General features: G+C 68.4%; 17 protein-coding genes and 1 other RNA gene. 9 read left to right on the plus strand and 9 right to left on the minus strand.

Going from position 1 to position 17,588, the window contains the following annotated elements:
• Positions 1-359 precede the first annotated feature (359 nt).
• Together PV781_RS16425 and PV781_RS16430 are read left to right on the plus strand one after the other, a co-directional pair.
• Positions 360-872 carry a peptide deformylase gene (locus PV781_RS16425; protein ID WP_274776718.1) on the plus strand — a complete coding sequence of 171 codons (513 nt, stop codon included), beginning with the start codon at positions 360-362 and terminating at the stop codon, positions 870-872.
• 98 nt (positions 873-970) lie between these two features.
• Complete coding sequence (locus PV781_RS16430) at positions 971-1,564, plus strand: nucleoside 2-deoxyribosyltransferase (RefSeq protein WP_274776719.1); 594 nt, start codon at positions 971-973, stop codon at positions 1,562-1,564.
• A gap of 12 nt (positions 1,565-1,576) precedes the next feature.
• On the opposite strand, the gene PV781_RS16435 is transcribed toward PV781_RS16430, so the two are convergent.
• From PV781_RS16435 to PV781_RS16465, 7 genes are all read right to left on the minus strand, one after another.
• Positions 1,577-2,716, minus strand: coding sequence for a tetratricopeptide repeat protein (locus PV781_RS16435; RefSeq protein WP_274776720.1), 1,140 nt, complete (start codon positions 2,714-2,716; stop codon positions 1,577-1,579).
• Positions 2,713-3,354 (minus strand): thiamine phosphate synthase, encoded by a 642-nt coding sequence (locus tag PV781_RS16440; protein WP_274776721.1) that lies wholly within the window; start codon positions 3,352-3,354, stop codon positions 2,713-2,715. Before PV781_RS16440 ends, PV781_RS16435 begins: the two co-directional genes overlap by 4 nt.
• 301 nt (positions 3,355-3,655) lie before the next feature.
• A complete protein-coding gene (locus tag PV781_RS16445; protein ID WP_274776722.1) occupies positions 3,656-4,681 on the minus strand; it encodes a class I fructose-bisphosphate aldolase in 1,026 nt (341 codons plus the stop codon).
• A 76-nt stretch (positions 4,682-4,757) separates the two neighbouring features.
• Complete coding sequence (locus tag PV781_RS16450; RefSeq protein WP_274776723.1) at positions 4,758-5,948, minus strand: phosphoglycerate kinase; 1,191 nt, start codon at positions 5,946-5,948, stop codon at positions 4,758-4,760.
• 21 nt (positions 5,949-5,969) lie between these two features.
• Entirely contained in the window at positions 5,970-6,977 is a 1,008-nt protein-coding gene (gene gap / locus PV781_RS16455; RefSeq protein ID WP_274776724.1) for a type I glyceraldehyde-3-phosphate dehydrogenase, read from the minus strand.
• A gap of 123 nt (positions 6,978-7,100) precedes the next feature.
• Positions 7,101-9,092: a transketolase gene (tkt, locus tag PV781_RS16460; RefSeq protein ID WP_274776725.1), complete on the minus strand. Its 1,992-nt coding sequence runs from the start codon at positions 9,090-9,092 to the stop codon at positions 7,101-7,103.
• A gap of 207 nt (positions 9,093-9,299) precedes the next feature.
• Complete coding sequence (locus PV781_RS16465; protein WP_274776726.1) at positions 9,300-9,803, minus strand: YqhG/Tai3 family protein; 504 nt, start codon at positions 9,801-9,803, stop codon at positions 9,300-9,302.
• 209 nt (positions 9,804-10,012) lie between these two features.
• Between PV781_RS16465 and PV781_RS16470 the strand changes: the two genes are divergently transcribed.
• Together PV781_RS16470 and PV781_RS16475 are read left to right on the plus strand one after the other, a co-directional pair.
• Positions 10,013-10,315, plus strand: coding sequence for a DUF4164 family protein (locus PV781_RS16470; RefSeq protein ID WP_274776727.1), 303 nt, complete (start codon positions 10,013-10,015; stop codon positions 10,313-10,315).
• A gap of 2 nt (positions 10,316-10,317) precedes the next feature.
• Positions 10,318-10,701, plus strand: coding sequence for a cell division protein ZapA (locus PV781_RS16475; RefSeq protein ID WP_274776728.1), 384 nt, complete (start codon positions 10,318-10,320; stop codon positions 10,699-10,701).
• A gap of 3 nt (positions 10,702-10,704) precedes the next feature.
• Here PV781_RS16475 and PV781_RS16480 read toward each other — a convergent pair whose 3' ends face one another.
• A complete protein-coding gene (locus tag PV781_RS16480) occupies positions 10,705-11,538 on the minus strand; it encodes a class I SAM-dependent methyltransferase (protein WP_274776729.1) in 834 nt (277 codons plus the stop codon).
• A 150-nt stretch (positions 11,539-11,688) separates the two neighbouring features.
• Between PV781_RS16480 and ssrS the strand changes: the two genes are divergently transcribed.
• From ssrS to PV781_RS16495, 4 genes are all read left to right on the plus strand, one after another.
• A non-coding RNA gene (gene ssrS, locus PV781_RS24130) (6S RNA) lies at positions 11,689-11,844 on the plus strand.
• A gap of 29 nt (positions 11,845-11,873) precedes the next feature.
• Positions 11,874-12,470: a 5-formyltetrahydrofolate cyclo-ligase gene (locus PV781_RS16485; RefSeq protein WP_274776730.1), complete on the plus strand. Its 597-nt coding sequence runs from the start codon at positions 11,874-11,876 to the stop codon at positions 12,468-12,470.
• 1 nt (position 12,471) lies between these two features.
• Complete coding sequence (locus PV781_RS16490) at positions 12,472-13,296, plus strand: TIGR00282 family metallophosphoesterase (protein WP_274776731.1); 825 nt, start codon at positions 12,472-12,474, stop codon at positions 13,294-13,296.
• Positions 13,297-13,522: 226 nt separating this feature from the next.
• Entirely contained in the window at positions 13,523-14,272 is a 750-nt protein-coding gene (locus PV781_RS16495) for a YebC/PmpR family DNA-binding transcriptional regulator (protein WP_274776732.1), read from the plus strand.
• Between the two features lie 216 nt (positions 14,273-14,488).
• Here PV781_RS16495 and PV781_RS16500 read toward each other — a convergent pair whose 3' ends face one another.
• Entirely contained in the window at positions 14,489-14,917 is a 429-nt protein-coding gene (locus PV781_RS16500) for a MerR family transcriptional regulator (RefSeq protein WP_274776733.1), read from the minus strand.
• Positions 14,918-15,271: 354 nt separating this feature from the next.
• Here PV781_RS16500 and PV781_RS16505 point away from each other — a divergent pair, with 354 nt between their 5' ends.
• Positions 15,272-17,548, plus strand: a complete 2,277-nt coding sequence (locus PV781_RS16505; protein WP_274776734.1) for a tetratricopeptide repeat protein — start codon at positions 15,272-15,274, stop codon at positions 17,546-17,548.
• Positions 17,549-17,588: the final 40 nt, after the last annotated feature.

Here is a 17,588-nt window from a genome sequence, read left to right on the forward strand (position 1 = left end):
CATCACCCGGCGCCTGAGCCGGCTGTCACAACATCAAGTCGTGAGAAGCATCCAGAGACGACGAACCAGCCGCTGAATTCGCGGCCGCAGCCCGTCGTTGATGGGCGGTTTATAGGACCCCCAATTTGGGGTGTCAACACAGGCTTCGCCGAAAAAATGAACGTGGCATGACGGAAACTGCCGAAAAGTTCGGCGGCTCAAGGCTTCGGCCTGTGGATGGCGTGCTGTTTTTTGGGCGTCAGCCCTGGCCAACAGACGGGACTTGCGGCGAGAATCGGAATTTCCGGCCCTGCTTCGAGCCCGCGTTCGCGCCCAAGCCGGCGGTGGGCAATGGGCCGTTCCCATATTCGGAGATGGCCTTGGCGATCCGTCCTCTCGTTGTCTTCCCCGATCCGCGCCTGCGCCTGGTGGCGGCCCCGGTCACCGCCTTCGATGCCGATTTGCGCGCCCTCGCGGACGACCTGCTCGACACGCTGCGCGCGGCGCCGGGCATCGGCATCACCGCGCCGCATGTGGGCGTGGCCGCGCGCGTGGTCGTCCTGGATCTTGGTTCAGGCGACCCCGACCCCGGCCATCCCGTGCGCATCCTGGTCAATCCCCGCATTCTGGCGCTGTCCGGCACCCCCGTGAGCCATGTGGAAGGCTCCATTTCCATGCCCGGCATCTCGGAAGAGGTGGAGCGTCCCGCTCATGTGCGCGTGGCCTACCAGGACCTTGCCGGCGCCGCGCACGAGGTCGAGGCGGACGGGCTGCTGGGCGTGTGCCTCCAGCATGAGATCGACCAATTGGACGGTCTTTTCTGGCTTCAGCGCCTGTCGCGGCTGAAGCGGGACCGGGCGGTGAAACGCTTTGCCAAGATCAACGGGCGGTGAGCCGTTAACCTGGCCTTCACCCTAAATGACAAAAGTTGGCATCCGGCCTGCGGCCGCCCGCCCTTTGCGAGGCCCGGCGCGCCATGCGAAAAGAGGGAATGCCTGTTGTCTACCTTGCCGGCCCGGAGGTCTTCCGGCCCGATGCCCTCGCAGAAGGCGAGCGCCTGAAAGCCTTGTGCGTCGAGGCCGGCCTTATCGGCCTCTATCCGCTCGACGGCGCCCCGCCCGAGGGCGAGGATGCCGGGGCCATCCGCGCCCGGTGCATTGCGGGCATTGAGCAGGCCGACATTCTGGTCGCCAACATCTCCCCGTTCCGGGGCGCCCACATGGATCCCGGCACCGCCTGGGAGATCGGCTATGCCCAGGCGCGGGGAAAGCCGGTGCACCTGTGGTCGGCCGACCGGCGGACCATGCGCGAACGCGTGCCCGCCACCTGCGGCCCCGACGGCTGGCGGGATGGCGATGGCCACCTGGTGGAGGATTTCGGCCAGGTCGAGAATCTCATGATCTGCGGGCCGGATGCCGTGGTGCATCCCAGTCCGCAGGCAGCCCTTGCGGCGGCAGCGGACGGCCTGGTCCATCCTGCACCGGTGCGGGCGGTCACGCGGCTCGACCTCGCCTTCAAGGTCGGCGTGGCCATGCTGATCGCGGCTGCGGTCAGCTTCGTGGTGCCACGCCTGATCGGCTGGTAGCGCCCCTCGTCCTCAGGGAGTCTGGAGCGCGGCGGCACCGGGGGTGGTGACCGCCCATTTGCGGGCGATGGCTTCCGCGTTGCGCCGCTCCTCCGGGGTCAGGGCGGAGACCACCCCGTCCAGATAGACATCACCCAGGCCGCGGCTCTTGGCGAGCAGATGCCAGCTGGCGGCAGCGGACTTGTCCTGCGGCACGCCGCGCCCCACGGAGAGCAGGCGGGCATAGCGGTTCTGGGCGATGGCGTTGCCATTCAGCGCGGCCTTGCGGAACAAGAGCGCGGCGGCCTGCTCGTCCTTGGGCACGCCATCGCCATTGAACAAGGCGATGGCCAGCTCCACCTGTGCGGTCACATGGTCCTGCAAGGCGGCGGCGGCCAGCAGGCGGATGCCTTCCGGCTTGTTTGGGGCCACGCCATTGCCCTCGCGCAGCAGGACGGACAGGGCATATTGGGCATCGGAGACGCCCGCGTCGGAGGCCTGCTTGAACCAGGTGGCGGCCGTGCTCACCTCGGGCGGCACGCCCCGCCCCTGGAGATAGAGCAGACCCAGATTATAGGCGGCGGCTGAATGCCCCTTGCGGGCGGCCTTCTCGAACCAGCTGGCGGCCTCGATGTCGCTCTGCGGCACGCCCTGCCCGGTCAGGCTCGCCATGCCCAGCGCGAACATGGCGTTGGTGTCGCCGTCCGCCGCCGCGCGGCGATAATAATCGGCCGCCTTGACGGGATCATAGGGCACGCCGAAGCCCCGGGAATAAAGCTCACCCAGAAGGGTGAGGGCGGCCGGGTCCTTCCCCGCTTCCAGGCGCTTCACCGCCTCCTGGGCGGCGGTGATGTAGTGGCCGGCCTGGTAGGCGCCGAACGCCACGTCGCCCCGCGCCGGGCCGGTGGAGGGGGTGGGAACCGCCAGGTTGGGCAAGGTGGGCTTGGCCGCCAGCGGCACGGTGGTGCTGGGCACGCCAGGGACCTGCGGCAAGGCGGGATAGGCCGAGGGCGGCGGCTGGATGGTCTGGCTCTGCACGGGGATGCCGGCCGGCTTGTCCATGGGCGCCGGTGTCTGGGCGCGGGCGGGCGCGGCGAGGGCGGGCATCGCCATGAACAGCGCCGCGAGGACGCGCGCGGTGGGCGCGGACAGCGGAACGAGGCGACCGGTCATGGCACCGCCTGCATGGGGCGGGCGGCGTCCGCCACCCGGGCATCGATGCGGGCAATGGCGGCGGCGGCCTCCGCCTGCGCCAGCCAGTCCCCGGAGAGGGCGACGAAATCCGCGCCTGCCTCTGCCAGCGCCACGGCCTCGGCCTCGGTCTCTGCCACGCCCACGCACGGCACCTCGAACAGGTCCGCCCACCAGCCGACCAGGTCCAGCGTCTGCTCGAACGGGAGGCCGGCATCGCCAAACAGCACATAATCGGCCCCGCCCTCGCCCGCTTCCATGGCGGAATGGCGGGTGGTGAGGCCGCCGGCACCGGCGATGAAATCGGGCTTCAGGCGCTTGACCGCCGCCTGGAAGGCAGGCTGGCCGCGCAGATGGGCACCGTCCGCATGGAGATCCGCCACCAGCTCGGGCAGGCCCTCGAGCAACAAGGCGGCGCCGGCCGCCTGGACCGGGCCGGCCAAGTCAGCCAGACGCCGGGCCTCGTCCGGCAGGGGAGCGGCGCCGGGCCGGGTGTCGCTGCGGGCCACCACGGCGGCCACGTCGCCGGCCTCCACCAGCGCGGCGATGGTGGCCGGCGAAACGGCGGGCGGCAGGAGCAGCATCAGCCGGGCCCGGTCTTCGGGCGATGTGTTCGTCATGGGTCGTGCGCGGTCCGCGTCCTGGTGCTGATGCCGGAATCGATGGGGCACCGATCCTTCAGGTTCCTATAGGGCCAGAGCCCGAAAGGCTCCAGAGCGTGGCGCCATCGGGCGACAGGAAGCCGGCGAAAACGCGGCGCGCCCCTTCCGGTGGGGAAGAAGGACGGCCGAAGGGCAAAAAGAAACCCGCCGCGCCGGAGGGCGCAGCGGGCGATGATGGGAGACGAGCTTGGATGGGAGACGGGCTTGGATGGGAGACGGGCCTGAGACCGGCGCCGGCACAGGGCCGGCGCCGCCGGGCTCACGCCGCCTTCTTTTCCTCGGTCGCCGACCACTGGCCGAGGGCGGCCAGCGAGTTCATGCGCGCGCGGTGGGTGAAGGCGGCCTGGGCGGCGGCCACGTTCTCGGCCTTGCCGGACCACGCCTTCTGGGGCGCGGCCTGGAGGGCGCGGCCGTAGGAATAGGTGAGCTTCCAGGGCAGGCCGCCCAGCTTCACCATGGCGTCGAGGTGGGCGGTGGCCTCCTCGTCGGACTGGCCGCCGGACAGGAAGGCGATGCCGGGCACGGAGGACGGCACGCAGGCCTTCAGCACGCGCACGGTCTTCTCGGCCACTTCCTCGACCGAGGCCTTCTTGGCGGACTTCTTGCCCGGCACGATCATGTTGGGCTTCAGCACCATGCCTTCGAGGCGGACGCGCTGGTAGTACAGCTCCTCGAACACGGTCTTCAGCGTCCACTCGGTGACCGCATAGCAGCGCTCGATGTCATGGTCGCCGTCCATGAGGACTTCCGGCTCCACGATCGGGACGATGTTGTTTTCCTGGCAGAGCGCCGCATAGCGGGCCAGCGCATGGGCGTTGGCGCGGATGGCGGTGTAGCTGGGAATGTCGGCGGCGATGTCGATCACGCCGCGCCACTTCGCGAAACGCGCGCCCAGCTTGTAATACTCCTTCAGCCGGCCGCCGAGGCCGTCGAGGCCCTCGGTGATGGTCTCGCCGGGGCAGAAGGCCATGGGCTTGGCGCCCGCATCCACCTTGATGCCGGGGATGGAGCCGGCGGCGGTGATGAGGTCCACCAGCGGGGTGCCATCCTTGGCCTTCTGGCGGATGGTCTCGTCGAACAGGATCACGCCGGAAATATAGTCCTGCATGGCCTGGGAGGTGCGGAACATCAGCTCGCGATAGTCGCGGCGGTTGTCCTCGGTGTTCACGACGCCGATGGCATCGAAGCGCTTCTGGATGGTGCCGGTGCTCTCGTCGGCAGCCAGGATCCCCTTGCCGTCAGCCACCATCTTCTGCGCAATCGCGTCGAGCTCAGCAGCGCTCATCTGTCTTCACCCCTCTGTTGGGAAACCGGGCCGCAGCCCGTTCGATTTCAAGTCTGATCAGGATCAAACGGAGGTCTCAGCGCCGCAGCGCCTCGACCCCCGGCAGGGCCTTGCCCTCGAGCCATTCCAGGAACGCGCCACCCGCCGTGGACACGTAGGAGAAGTCTCCCGCCGCGCCGGCATGGTTGAGCGCCGCCACCGTGTCGCCGCCGCCGGCGACCGAGAGCAGGCGCCCGGCCTTGGTGGCTTCCGCCACCGCCCGCGCCACCGCCACCGTGGCGGCATCGAAAGGCGGAAGCTCGAAGGCACCGAAGGGGCCGTTCCAGACCACCGTCTTCACCTGGCCGAGCTTCTCCTTGACCCGGGCCACGGTCGCCGGGCCGGCATCCAGGATCATCTCGTCCGCCTTCACGTCGTCGAGGCCGACCACGCGATGGGGGGCATGGGCCTTGAACTCGGTGGTCACCACCGCGTCCACCGGCAGGATGATCTCGCAGCCGCGGGCCGCGGCCTTTTCCATGATGTCGCGCGCGGTGGCGGCGAGGTCATGCTCGCACAAGGACTTGCCGACCGTGTGACCCTGGGCCGCGAGGAAGGTGTTGGCCATGCCGCCGCCAATGACGATCACGTCCACCTTGGCGGTGAGATTGCCCAGCAGTTCCAGCTTGGTGGACACCTTGGCGCCGCCCACCACCGCCAGCACCGGGCGCTCGGGCGCTTCCAGCGCCTTGGTCAGGGCATCGAGCTCGGACTGCATGGAGCGACCGGCAAAGGCCGGCAGCTTGTGGGCCAGCCCCTCGGTGGAGGCATGGGCGCGGTGGGCGGTGGAGAAGGCGTCGTTCACATAGAGGTCGCCCAGCTGGGCGAGCTCGGACACGAAGTCCGGCGCGTTCTTTTCCTCGCCCGCATAGAAACGGGTGTTTTCCAGCAGCAGCACGTCGCCATTGGCGAGGCCGTCGACCGCCTTGCGGGCCTCGGGGCCGACGCAATCGTCGAAGAAGTTCACCGGCCGGCCGAGCCGGGCCGAGAGCGCCGGCACGACGGGGGCCAGGGACTGGCTGGCATCGCGGCCCTTGGGCCGGCCGAAATGGGCGAGCAGGATGGCCCGCCCGCCCTTCTCGGAAATGGTGCGCAGAGTGGGGAGGATCGCCTGGATCCGGGTGTCGTCGGTGACGCGCCCGGCATCCATGGGCACGTTCAGGTCCACCCGGACCAGGACGCGCTTGCCGGCGAGATCCGCGTCATCGAGGGTGCGGAAAGCGGTCATGATGGCGCCCTCCCCGTCCGATCAACCGAGCTTGCCGAGGGCGACCGCGGTGTCGGACATGCGGTTCGAGAAGCCCCACTCGTTATCATACCAGGACATCACACGCACCAGCGTACCATCCATGACCTTGGTCTGGTCCATGTGGAAGGTGGAGGAGTGCGGGTCGTGGTTGAAGTCGATGGAGACGTTGGGCTGCTCCGTATAGCCCAACACGCCCTTCAGCTCGCCGTCCGCCGCCGCCTTGATGGCGGCGTTGATCTCGGCGACCGTGGTGGGGCGCTTGGCCACGAACTTCAGGTCGATGACCGACACGTTCGGGGTGGGCACGCGGATGGACACACCGTCCAGCTTGCCGTTCAGCTCGGGCAGGACGAGGCCCACCGCCTTGGCGGCACCGGTGGAGGTGGGGATCATGGACAGGGCCGCCGCGCGGGCGCGGTAGAGGTCCTTGTGCACCTGGTCCAGCGAGGGCTGGTCATTGGTGTAGGAGTGCACGGTGGTCATGAAGCCGCGCTCGATGCCGACCGCGTCATTCAGCACCTTGGCCACGGGGGCGAGGCAGTTGGTGGTGCAGGAGGCGTTGGACACCACCACATGGTCGGCGGTGAGCTTCTGGTGGTTCACGCCATAGACGACCGTGATGTCGGCACCATCGGCAGGCGCCGATACGAGCACGCGGCGGGCGCCGGCGGTCAGGTGGGCCGAGGCCTTGTCCTTCGACGTGAAGATGCCCGTGCATTCCAGGGCGATGTCGACGCCGAGATCCTTGTGGGGCAGCTGGGCGGGATCGCGCACGGCGGTGACCTTGATGCGGTTCTCGCCGATCACGAGCGTGTCGCCGTCCACCGTCACGGTGGCGGGGAAGCGGCCGTGCACGCTGTCGAAGCGCAGGAGGTGGGCATTGGTCTCGACCGGGGCGAGGTCGTTGATGGCCACCACCTGGATGTCGGTGCGCCCCGATTCGATGATGGCGCGCAGCACGTTGCGCCCGATGCGACCGAATCCGTTGATGGCCACCTTCACCGTCATGTCTTCCTCCATGTGCCCGCCCTCAAGGCCAGCCGTCCGATTATCGATCCCGCGGGCGCATCTGGCGCGCCCTCTCACATGCGAAAGCGGCCGGAGCCCGAAGGCCCGGCCGCCTCTTGAACCTCAGTCCTGCTTCAGCTGCGCCAGCGCAGCATCGGCAACCGCCTCTGGCGTAATGCCGAAATGCTTGAAAAGTTCCTTGGCCGGGGCGCTCGCACCGAAGCTGGACATGCCGATAAAAGCCGCATCCGAGCCGATAATGGCGTCCCAGCCCATGCGGATGGCCGCTTCCACGCCCACCTTGGCGGGCGCGGTGCCGATCACGGCGGCGCGCTCGGAAGCGGGGCGGGCGAGGAACAGCTCGAACGAAGGCACCGACACCACGCGGGTGGGCACGCCCTTGTCTTCCAGCAGCTTGCGCGCGGCCATGGCGAGCGAGACCTCGGAGCCGCTGGCGAACAGCGAGACCTGCGCCTCCCCGGAGGCGGGAGCGATCTCATAGGCGCCTTCGGCGACGCGGTTGGCCGCATCCGCCTGCCGCAGGATCGGCAGGTTCTGGCGCGAGAGGATGAGCGCGCTCGGCCGGTCCTTGGCGTTCAGCGCGATCTCCCAGCACTCGGCGGTCTCCACCGTGTCGCAGGGACGCAGCACCAGGAGGCCGGGAATGGCACGCAGCGCCGCCAGATGCTCCACCGGCTGATGGGTGGGGCCGTCTTCGCCCAGGCCAATGGAATCGTGGGTGAGCACATGGATCACCCGCTCGCCCATGAGCGCAGCGAGGCGGATGGCCGGGCGGGAATAGTCGGAGAACACCAGGAAGGTGCCGGAATAGGGAATGACGCCGCCATGGAGGGCGAGGCCGTTCATGGCGGCGGCCATGCCGTGCTCGCGCACGCCCCAATGCACGAAGGTGCCGGAGAAGTCATCGGGCGTGACCGAGGTCTGGCCCTTGGCGCGGGTGTTGTTGGAGCCGGTGAGATCCGCCGAGCCGCCGAGCATTTCCGGCACCGCCACGGTGATGGCGTCCAGCGTGATCTCGGAGGACTTGCGGGTGGCCACGGCGCCACCTTCGGCCGCCGCCTTCTCCTTCACCGCGCGGATAGCGGCGGCAAGCGCCTGCGCCGGCAGCTCGCCGGCGATGCGGCGCAGGAACTCAGCCTTCTTGTCTGCGGGGAGGGCATCGACGCGGCCTTCCCACTGCGCGCGGGGCGCGGCGGCGCGGGCGGTCGCCTCGGCCCAGGCCTGCGCCACGTCGGCGGGAATTTCGAACGCGCCGGCTTCCCAATTGAGGGCCTTGCGGGTCGCCTCGATCTCGGCGGCGCCCAGGGGCGAGCCGTGGGACTTCTCGGAGCCGGCCTTGGCGGGCGAGCCGAAGCCTATGGTGGTGCGGCAGGCGATCAGGCTCGGCGTGCCCGTCGCCTTGGCGGCGACGATGGCCGCAAAGATGGCGTCGGGATCATGCCCGTCCACGCGGGTCACGTCCCAGCCGGAGGCGGCAAAGCGGGCCAGCTGGTCGGTGGAGCCGGACAGCGAGGTGGCGCCATCGATGGAGATGCGGTTGTCATCCCACAGGACGATCAGCTTGCCGAGCTTCAGATGGCCGGCGAGCTCCACCGCCTCCTGGCTGATGCCTTCCATGAGGTCGCCATCGGAGGCGAGCACGAAGGTGTGGTGATCCACCACCTCGGCCCCGAAGCGGGCGGCCATCAGGCGCTCGCCCATGGCAAATCCCACCGCGGTGGCGATGCCCTGGCCGAGCGGGCCGGTGGTGGTCTCGATGCCGGTGGTGACGAAATTCTCAGGATGGCCGGGGGTGAGCGAGCCGAGCTGGCGGAATCGCTTGAGCTCCTCGATGGTCACGTCCTTGAAGCCGGTCAGGTGCAACAGCGCATAAAGCAGCATGGAGCCGTGGCCGGCCGACAGGATGAAGCGATCGCGGTCCGCCCATTTGGGGGCGGAGGGATCGAACTTCAGGACCTTCGAGAACAGGACGGTGGCGATGTCGGCCGCCCCCATGGGCAGGCCCGGATGGCCGGAATTGGCGGCCTCGACCGCATCCATGGCAAGGAACCGGATGGCGTTCGCCATGCGGTCATGCTGAGTTCGGCTGGCCATTCGGGACGTTTCTCCGGCGCGCACGCGCGCTGTCTTCAACCACGAGACGGGGCGCGGCCGGTCCGGCCATGCCCCAGCGGCGGCAGTGATAGCAGCGCCGCTCGGGGTGTCAAACGCAGCACGGGCCGAACGTCAAGCCCATCTTTTCGCAAGATGCCGCGCCGCATGGTCACGCGCTGCGGCGCAACGTGGCATTTCAGCCTGTCCTCAACGACTTGCGGTGCCCAGCAGCGCGCGCAGCGACTCCCGTGACCCGCCCCATTGCACGTCAGCTATGCGCCATCCATCGGCCGTCATGGTCAATTTGTAGGTGATGAGCTTGGGCTCGTCGAAGTTCAGGAAGCGGGCGGTGACGGTGGCTTCCTTGGGCGAGAGAGCGGTGGTGGCAAGTGTAACCCGGTCGATCTCGAAATCCTGCCCATCCACGAAGGGATCGAAATTCAGCCGGGGATCGCCGCGTTTCCCATCCGCCACCAGGAGCTTGGCCAGAACCGCATCGAAATAGGCGCGGGTGGTCGCGGGCGCGGTGTAGTCGAAGGGGATGAGCCGCTCCGGCTCGGTCTCCAGATAGTGCTTGTAGATGTCGCGGACCACCGTTTCAGGTGTTCCATTCGCCGCCGGCGCGGCCACCATTGGCGTGGACCACACCGCCGCCAGCAGGCAAGCCAGCGCCGCGATGACGGCCCGTCCCCGCCATCCCCATCCTTCCACACCCGCTCTTCTCCGCCCGGCCGTGCACCGCTCCACGTCCATCCCCTTCCCAAAGATCTGGCGGCCAACGGCTTTCCGCCGCCGGTTCCGCAAAGCCCCCGCCATCATGCGCCAGCTGCAATGCTGCCCCGCACGCCTTAAGGATCATTTATGCGTTGACAAGTATGAACAACTGGTCGCTTCGGCCGCGACTCGGATACATTGATGCCATGTATGCTCTGAAGCACCGCGCCCCGGACCCCAGTCCGATCGAAGCTGCCACCCAGCGGCTGCATGCCGCGCTGGACGCGCTCACCGCGGCGCTCGACCGGCGCAAGGACATGGACCGGCACCAGGAAGCCCTGCTGGCCCAGCTTCACGCCATGAGCAATGACCGCGCGCGGCTCGCCGCAGAGCTCGATGCCGCCCGCGAGCAGTCGCAGGCCCTCGGCGAGGTGGGCGAGGAAGTGGGCCGGCGGCTCGACGTGGCCATGGGCACCATCCGCGACGTGCTCGCCACCCACGGCGGATGACCATGGCCCAGGTGAGCGTCAACATCGCGGGACGTCATTACCGGATGGCGTGTGACGAGGGTCAGGAAGAACACCTGATGCGCCTCGCCAAGGACATTGACAGCCGCATCGGCCAGTTGCGCACCGCGTTCGGCGAGATCGGCGACCAGCGGCTGACCGTCATGGCGGCGGTGACCATCGCGGACGAGCTCCACGAGGCCCGCGCCCGCATTCGCGCTTTGGAGAGCGACCTGGAAGGCCAGCGCGACGCCCGCGCCTCCGCCCTCGCCCGCCTGGAAGCGGGCGAAGAGGCCGTCGCCCGCACCATAGACGAGGTGGCCGAGCGCCTGGAGCGCCTTGCCCGAGACATCACCCCGGCGCCCGTCACCACCATCGGGATGGGGTGAGCTTCACACCTCGGCGACGAAGATCAGCACGGCGGCCAATTCCGCAGCACGGATGCCAAAACGGCGAGATGCGCGACCAACGAAATAACATCGGGAGAAACCCGCTTGGCGGGTCCAGTCCAGAATCTCCCATCCGGGAATGGTGAACACGAGACTCCCCTTTTCCGGGTCAGCCGGGTTGCCGTGATACTCGGGCTCTTGCAGATGGACCAGTTTTCCATCCTGCAACTCAGCCTTCACCATGGACTTTTCCTGGCCATAGAAAAACGGAAAGGTACCGATGATGCGGCCGCCCGGCCGTAGAATACGACGTGCTTCGCGCAACTTGGCGTGGACATCGGGGACATGCTCAAGAACCTCGCATGTCACGTAGAGATCAAATGTCCCGTCCTGAAATGTAAGGGCCGTCACGTCTTCATGTCGGACGCCGGGATTGAGGGCCTTGGCCTCCTCGGTCGGCAAATACTCGCTGCCGGTGAAGCGCACCGGAAGCCGGTGTGAAAGAGTTGCCGCCAACGGCGTCAAAGCCTCAGGAGCATACACGTCTAATGGGTGACCAGCGTCGGTCAGGAAGGTCAGGATTTCATCCAAGACGGCCCGGATTCTAGCATTATGCCCGCCGAAACTGATGGTCTCACGATAGTTTTGGCTTGCTATTTCAATGTCGTGCGGCACTGCCCAGCCCAGGCATGGATCTTCTAGCCCAACGGCTCGCACAGAGGAAAGGTAGCGGCCAGTATAACCCGGGTCGGTGAGCCACGCCTCAGACTCAAACCAAGCCCTAAAATCTTCCAACGCACCGAGGATCTGTCGAACCTCATGCCACCTCTCCGCCATAAGCCCCCCCTCTGCGAAAAGATACACATGTTTAACACTTACATGGGGGCCAATACCACCCTAAAAAGAGAGACGACCAGATGCAACCGCGGGCGAAGCCATTCATCACCCCTGGCGCTTCACGCCATTCGCCCCTACATTGGTCTCAAGGCGGGGCTGTGGGGTTCGTTTTGGAGACTTTTCCCCGGGGCCTTATCGATCCTTAAGGGAGCTGTTCCTGACCTCGCCCCTGGGCTTGGACAAACGGCGCCCACCTACGTTGTAGGTTTCCCGGGATCGACCTCCGACGGCTTTTGCGGCTCCGCCCCATCTCATTCTTCTTCTTCGTGCGCCCCATGACCCCGCTGCCGCCCTCCGACGCCGCCGAAAAGGCGCGCCTGCGCACAGAGGTGCTGAAGCGCCGGGCCGCCATGGGGCCGGATGCCCGCGCCACCGCCTCGGTGCTCGCCGCCGGCAACGCGCCCGCGCTCCTGGGTTCGGTCGCCGGGCGGGTCGTGTCTCTGTTTGCCCCCTTCCGTGACGAGATCGACACCGCTCCGCTTGCCGCCGTCTTGTGGGAGGCGGGGGCGGAGGTCGCCCTGCCGGTGGTGGTGGACCGCGCCTCGCCCTTGCTCTTCCGCCGCTGGCGGCCAGGGGACGTGCTGGAACCGGTGGGCGCCTATCGTATCCCCACCCCCTCCGCCCTCCAGCCGGAGGTGGTGCCGCAGGATCTCATCGTGCCGCTGGCCGCCTTCGACCGGCGCGGCTATCGCATCGGCTATGGCGCGGGCCATTATGACCGGACGCTGGCTCTGCTGCGCGCCCATGGTCCGGTGCGCGCCTTCGGCTATGCATTTGCCTGCCAGGAAGTGGACCACGTTCCCGCCGAACCCCATGACGAAAGGGTGGAGGGAATGATAACGGAAGAGCGCGTTTTCACCTGCGGCGAGTAGCATGCGCATTCTCTTCCTTGGCGATGTGGTCGGCCGTCCCGGCCGCGAGGTCGTCACTGCCCATCTGCCGGGCCTCGTTTCCGGCTGGAAGCTCGATCTCGTGGTGGTCAATGGGGAGAATGCCGCCGGCGGGTTCGGCATCACCGAAGCCATCTATGAGGATCTGCGCGCCGCCGGCGCCGATGCGGTGACGCTGGGCAACCACGCCTTCGACCAGCGCGAGGCCCTCGTCTTCATCGAGCGCGTCGACCGGCTGGTGCGCCCCGCCAATTATCCCGCCGGGACCCCCGGCCGGGGGGCGGTGCTGGTGGAGGCCAAGAATGGCGCCCGGGTGCTGGTGGCCAATGTGATGGGCCGCACCTTCATGGACCCGCTGGATGATCCCTTCGCCGCCGTGGACCGGCTGCTGGACGGGGCGGAACTGGGACACATGGTGGATGCGGTGCTGGTGGACTTCCACGCCGAGACCACTTCCGAGAAGCAGGCCTTCGGCTTTCATTGCGACGGCCGGGCGAGCCTGGTGGTGGGAACCCACACCCATGTGCCCACCGCCGACCATCGCATCCTGCCCGGCGGCACCGCCTTCATGACCGATGTGGGCATGTGCGGGGCCTATGACGGCGTCATCGGCATGGACAAGGAAGAGCCGCTGCGCCGCTTCACCCGCAAGATCGGCGCCGGCCGGTTCGAGCCAGCAAGCGGCCCCGCAACGCTGTCGGGGGTGGCGGTGGAGACGGACGATGCCACCGGCCTCGCGATCAAGGTGGCGCCGGTGCGCATCGGTGGTGCGCTCAGCCCGGCGCGGCCGGACTTCTGGCAAGGCTGACGGGCCGCCGGGCACGACCCTGCGCCGACAAAAGGGCGCGCAGGGCTTCCTTGCCCTTTCCCCGCCCGCCGCCCTATAAGGCGCCACGGGCGCCGACCGGGCCGGAGCGGGGCAAGACCCTCCTGGCCCCCTCGGCCCCCGCACGAGCAATCGACACCAACAGGCCGGCCCGGGCGGCGCCGCATGAGGCGGTGCGCGGGGCCGCCCCAAAAACCCGGAGGCGGCCATGGCCGGACATTCACAATTCAAGAACATCATGCACCGCAAGGGGCGGCAGGATGCCATGCGCTCCAAGCTGTTCTCCAAGCTGGCGCGCGAAATCACCGTCTCGGCCAAGATGGGCCTGCCCGACCCCAACATGAACCCGCGCCTGCGCGCCGCCATCCTTGCGGCCCGTGCGGAAAACATGCCGAAGGACAATATCGAGCGCGCCATCAAGAAGGCCGCCGGCGGCGACAGCGAGAATTACGAAGAGATCCGCTATGAGGGCTACGGCCCCGGCGGCGTCGCCGTGATCGTCGAGGCGCTCACCGACAATCGCAACCGCACGGCGGGCGAGGTGCGCTCCTATTTCACCAAGTCCGGCGGCAACCTGGCCGAGACGGGTGCCGTGTCCTTCATGTTCGATCGCGTCGGCCTGATCGAATATGCCGCCGACAAGGCGAGCGAGGATGCGATCATGGAAGCCGCCATCGATGCGGGCGCAGACGACGTGTCTTCGTCCGAGGATGGTCATGAGGTGGTGTGCGCCGCCGATGCCCTCGCGGAGGTGCAGCGGGCGCTGGAAGCCAAGTTCGGCGAGCCCAGCAAGGCGCGCCTGGTGTGGAAGCCGCAGAACACCGTTGCGGTGGACGACGAGACCGCCGAGAAGCTGCTGCGCCTCGTCGAAAACCTCGAGGACAATGACGACGTCCAGAACGTGACGGCCAATTTCGAGATGTCCGAGGCGATGCTCGCCAAGATGAGCGGCGAGTGACGTCGCGGGGGCCTGGCGCCCCCGTATTGGCGCCCCCCCCCCAAGACGGATTGCCGCCAAAAGAAAAGGCCGCCGGTTCGCCCGGCGGCCTTTTCTTTTGCGGTGTCCCCTGCAGAAGGACCCGCCGTTTCGATGGCGTCGTATTGACGGGAGCGGGATGGCCATCAGCGGCGCCCGTCCGTCATTGCCACTGGCCGGGCCCGCCCGACCGATCGGTCAGGCCGCGGCGAGGCGCTCGGCGGTTTCCTGCAGCTCGGCGATGGCCGCGTCGATCTCCTGGCGCTGGCGCTGGAGCTGGGTGAGCTGGGACAGGCAGCGCTCGCGGGTGAGCGCAAGGCCACGGCCGCCGGCGGACTTCTCATGCGCGGCAACCAGGGAGCGGATCTCGGCGAGGGTGAAACCGAGGCGCTTGCCCTTCAAGATCACGGTGAGGCGATCACGGTCGGCAGCGGAATAGAGGCGGGCGAGACCTTCCCGGCGGGGGGAGAGGAGACCCTTGTCCTCGTAGAAGCGCAGGGCGCGCAGGGTGACACCGAAATCGCGGGCGAGGTCACCGATAGTGTACACCTCTTCGCCAAGCGGGCCACGTTCGTAGCTCTCGGCCCGGATCGACCGGTCGCGCACCGGGAAAGCGTTCAATTCCATCCGCACTCTCCTAAAGAGGGCTGGTGGGCTGTCGGCCCACCGGGATTGTCAAACACGAGGGATGTCACGACCCGGGAGGTATCGCTGCCACTCGCCACGCCACACGACGCACAGGCCGCCTGACGCACCGACAGGAGTTAGGCACAATCTTGCGGCAGCGGGAGAAGGTTGCAGGCTCCCTTAGGGAAAGTAACGGTTACCTGACCCCCATTTGGGGGGCGAAAAGCATTGTGAGCACAGGAAAACGCCGTCCGGCCCCGTACGGTTAACGCACCGTTTACCAAACCGGCCAAAAACTCCCTCCATCGATTCTCGGCGGCATCAGGCCGCCTTGTTCCGGGTGAGGAAGCGGCCATGGAGCTTGCACGCACGGCCCCGCAGGACGAACAGCAGCCCGCCGGAGGTGCGGCCGAAGGGACTGTGGCCCCCGCCGAGACCGGCGCGGCGCAGCCCTTGCCCTTCGCCCGTGGCGCCCTCGACAAGCTGCGCCAGGACGTGGTCCAGATGCGCCAACGCATGCGGGAAGATGCCGCCGCCCGGGCCGCCTCCGCACCCGCCCCGGCGCCCGCTCCAGTTCCCGCACCCGCTCCCGCGGCGGTCCGGCAGCCCCCCCAGGCCCGCCCGAAGGGCGAGGTCAATCCCTGGATCCTGGCCGAGCGGCTGGCCACGGAGCTGGACGCCGTGCGCGCCGATCTCGCCATGCTGCGGGCCTCCGATCGCTCCGAAGCGCTGGCCGGCGCCATCGACGCGCTGGGCCGCAAGATCGACCTCATCAACGCCAAGGCCCTGGACCCTGTGGCCCTTGCCCGTCTGGAACGCCAGACTGGCGAACTGAAGCTCGCCGTCTCCGATGCGGTGGCCCGGGCAGGCACACAGTCCCTGTCCGCCGAGGCGGTACAGGCGGCGGCCGTGGAAGCCGCCCGTGCGGCCGCTCGCGAAGAGGCGGCCCGGCATCAGCCCGGCGGCGATGCCGCTGCCTTGCACGACCGTCTTCACGCCCTCGCCGAGCATCTCGCCGCCCTTTCGGCTGAAGGCGGCCTGGGCCAGCTCGGCGCGCAAGTCGGCCTGCTGGTGGAGCGGATCGATTCGGGGACGCTCATGGACACCGAGGCGCTCTCGCCGCTGGTGGACGTGATCGAGCGCCACATGGTCACGCTCACGGAACGGGTGGTGGACACCCATCAGCGCCTCTCGCGGCTCGACCATATCGAGGATGCCCTGGAGCGGCTGGGCGATGAGATGGCCCATCTGCGCCATGCCTCGGCGCAGATTTCCACCGAGGCCGTGCAGGCGGTGGCCCTGCGCCTGTCCGCCCGCGACGATGCGCCGGCCCTGATCGGCCTGAAGCGGAGCCTTGCGGCGCTAGAGGCCCGGCAGATCGAGTTCGAGAGCCGCACCGAAGACCTTCTGGTACGGGAACTGGAACTGGGCCTGAAGGAATTGGTGGACGTGCAGGTGGTGCGTCCCGACGCGTCCGCCGGCGTGGGCGCGCCGGCGCAGGACGCCGCCCCCACCCCTACCCCCACCGCTGGGCCGGGCGGGGAGGCGACCCGGTCCTGGCCCATCCAGGTGTCGGCCGAGAAGATGGCGCCGGAAGTCATGCCTCCCGACATCCGCTCGCCCCAGGCCGGCCGCCTCGAGCGGGCCTCCAGCTTCAATCTGGACCGCCGCGTGTTCGAGGTGGCGCTCGGCGACCCCATGGCCGAAACCCATGACGCGCCGTCCATCGACTGGGTGGCGGCGGCCGAGCGGGCGGAGGTGATCGAGGCCCGCGAGAAGCCGCGCAAGCGGCGGCTCAGCCGCTTCGCGCTGTTCGGGCGCGCCGCCATGGTGGTGGCGGTGCTTGCGGTGGGCGGAGTGGCAGTGCTCCAGATTCTGGGCGCCAACCCGCTCCAGGCCGGCCTGGCGGCGCGGGGCCAGGTGGCGGCCAATCCTGCGGACGCCGCCCCGCCGGTGGCCGCGCCCGATCTGTCCCGCCTGCCCGCCGCCGTCGGCCCGGCCCCGCTGCGCACGGCGGCGGAAGCGGGCGATGCGGATGCGGCTTATGAGGTGGGCTTGCGCTACGCGGAAGGAAAGGGTGTCGCCGCCAACCAGCAATCGGCGGTGCGCTGGCTCACCTTCGCCACCGCGAAGGGCTCGGTGCCCGCAGCCTATCGTCTGGCCCTGATCCAGGAGAACAGCCTGCGCAACCTCCAGGAGGCCAAGCGGCTTTATGAATGGGCAGCGGTAAAGGGCAATGTGGCCGCCATGCATGCCTTGGGCGTGCTCGCCTCCGGCGGGACCGAGGGCAAGGCCGACTGGAGCGAGGCGGTGACCTGGTTCCGCAAGGCGGCCGAGCTGGGCTACCGGGACAGCCAGCACAATCTGGGCGTCATCTATGCCCGCGGCTTTGCCGGCCAGACCGACCTTCCCGAAGCCTATAAGTGGTTTACCGTGGCGGCCGGCCAGGGCGATACGGACAGCGCCCGCAAGCGCGACGAGGCCGGCGCCCGGCTCGATCCCACCATCGCCGCCAAGGCCAAGGCGGCGGCGGCCACCTTCGTGCCGGCATCCCCCAACCGGCAGGCCAATTCCGTGATGCCGCGCCCGGAATGGGACGGCACCGAGGACCGCCCCTCAGCCGCCAGCTGATCTTTCGATCAAGGACGTCCACCAAGGACGCCGCCCTCCG

It is taken from the genome of Aquabacter sediminis (assembly GCF_028863665.1).
In the GTDB taxonomy this organism is placed as follows: Bacteria; Pseudomonadota; Alphaproteobacteria; order Rhizobiales; family Xanthobacteraceae; genus L1I39.

What these genes read in the sequence shown, in the direction of transcription:
- gap (WP_274776724.1), bottom strand. Translation starts at nt 6,977, where the DNA reads ATGACGGTGAAGGTGGCCATCAACGGATTCGGTCGCATCGGGCGCAAC.
- PV781_RS16440 (WP_274776721.1), bottom strand. Translation starts at nt 3,354, where the DNA reads ATGACGAACACATCGCCCGAAGACCGGGCCCGGCTGATGCTGCTCCTG.
- PV781_RS16475 (WP_274776728.1), top strand. Translation starts at nt 10,318, where the DNA reads ATGGCCCAGGTGAGCGTCAACATCGCGGGACGTCATTACCGGATGGCG.
- PV781_RS16430 (WP_274776719.1), top strand. Translation starts at nt 971, where the DNA reads ATGCCTGTTGTCTACCTTGCCGGCCCGGAGGTCTTCCGGCCCGATGCC.
- PV781_RS16435 (WP_274776720.1), bottom strand. Translation starts at nt 2,716, where the DNA reads ATGACCGGTCGCCTCGTTCCGCTGTCCGCGCCCACCGCGCGCGTCCTC.
- PV781_RS16485 (WP_274776730.1), top strand. Translation starts at nt 11,874, where the DNA reads ATGACCCCGCTGCCGCCCTCCGACGCCGCCGAAAAGGCGCGCCTGCGC.
- tkt (WP_274776725.1), bottom strand. Translation starts at nt 9,092, where the DNA reads ATGGCCAGCCGAACTCAGCATGACCGCATGGCGAACGCCATCCGGTTC.
- PV781_RS16470 (WP_274776727.1), top strand. Translation starts at nt 10,013, where the DNA reads ATGTATGCTCTGAAGCACCGCGCCCCGGACCCCAGTCCGATCGAAGCT.
- PV781_RS16495 (WP_274776732.1), top strand. Translation starts at nt 13,523, where the DNA reads ATGGCCGGACATTCACAATTCAAGAACATCATGCACCGCAAGGGGCGG.
- PV781_RS16490 (WP_274776731.1), top strand. Translation starts at nt 12,472, where the DNA reads ATGCGCATTCTCTTCCTTGGCGATGTGGTCGGCCGTCCCGGCCGCGAG.
- PV781_RS16500 (WP_274776733.1), bottom strand. Translation starts at nt 14,917, where the DNA reads ATGGAATTGAACGCTTTCCCGGTGCGCGACCGGTCGATCCGGGCCGAG.
- PV781_RS16450 (WP_274776723.1), bottom strand. Translation starts at nt 5,948, where the DNA reads ATGACCGCTTTCCGCACCCTCGATGACGCGGATCTCGCCGGCAAGCGC.
- PV781_RS16505 (WP_274776734.1), top strand. Translation starts at nt 15,272, where the DNA reads ATGGAGCTTGCACGCACGGCCCCGCAGGACGAACAGCAGCCCGCCGGA.
- PV781_RS16480 (WP_274776729.1), bottom strand. Translation starts at nt 11,538, where the DNA reads ATGGCGGAGAGGTGGCATGAGGTTCGACAGATCCTCGGTGCGTTGGAA.
- PV781_RS16445 (WP_274776722.1), bottom strand. Translation starts at nt 4,681, where the DNA reads ATGAGCGCTGCTGAGCTCGACGCGATTGCGCAGAAGATGGTGGCTGAC.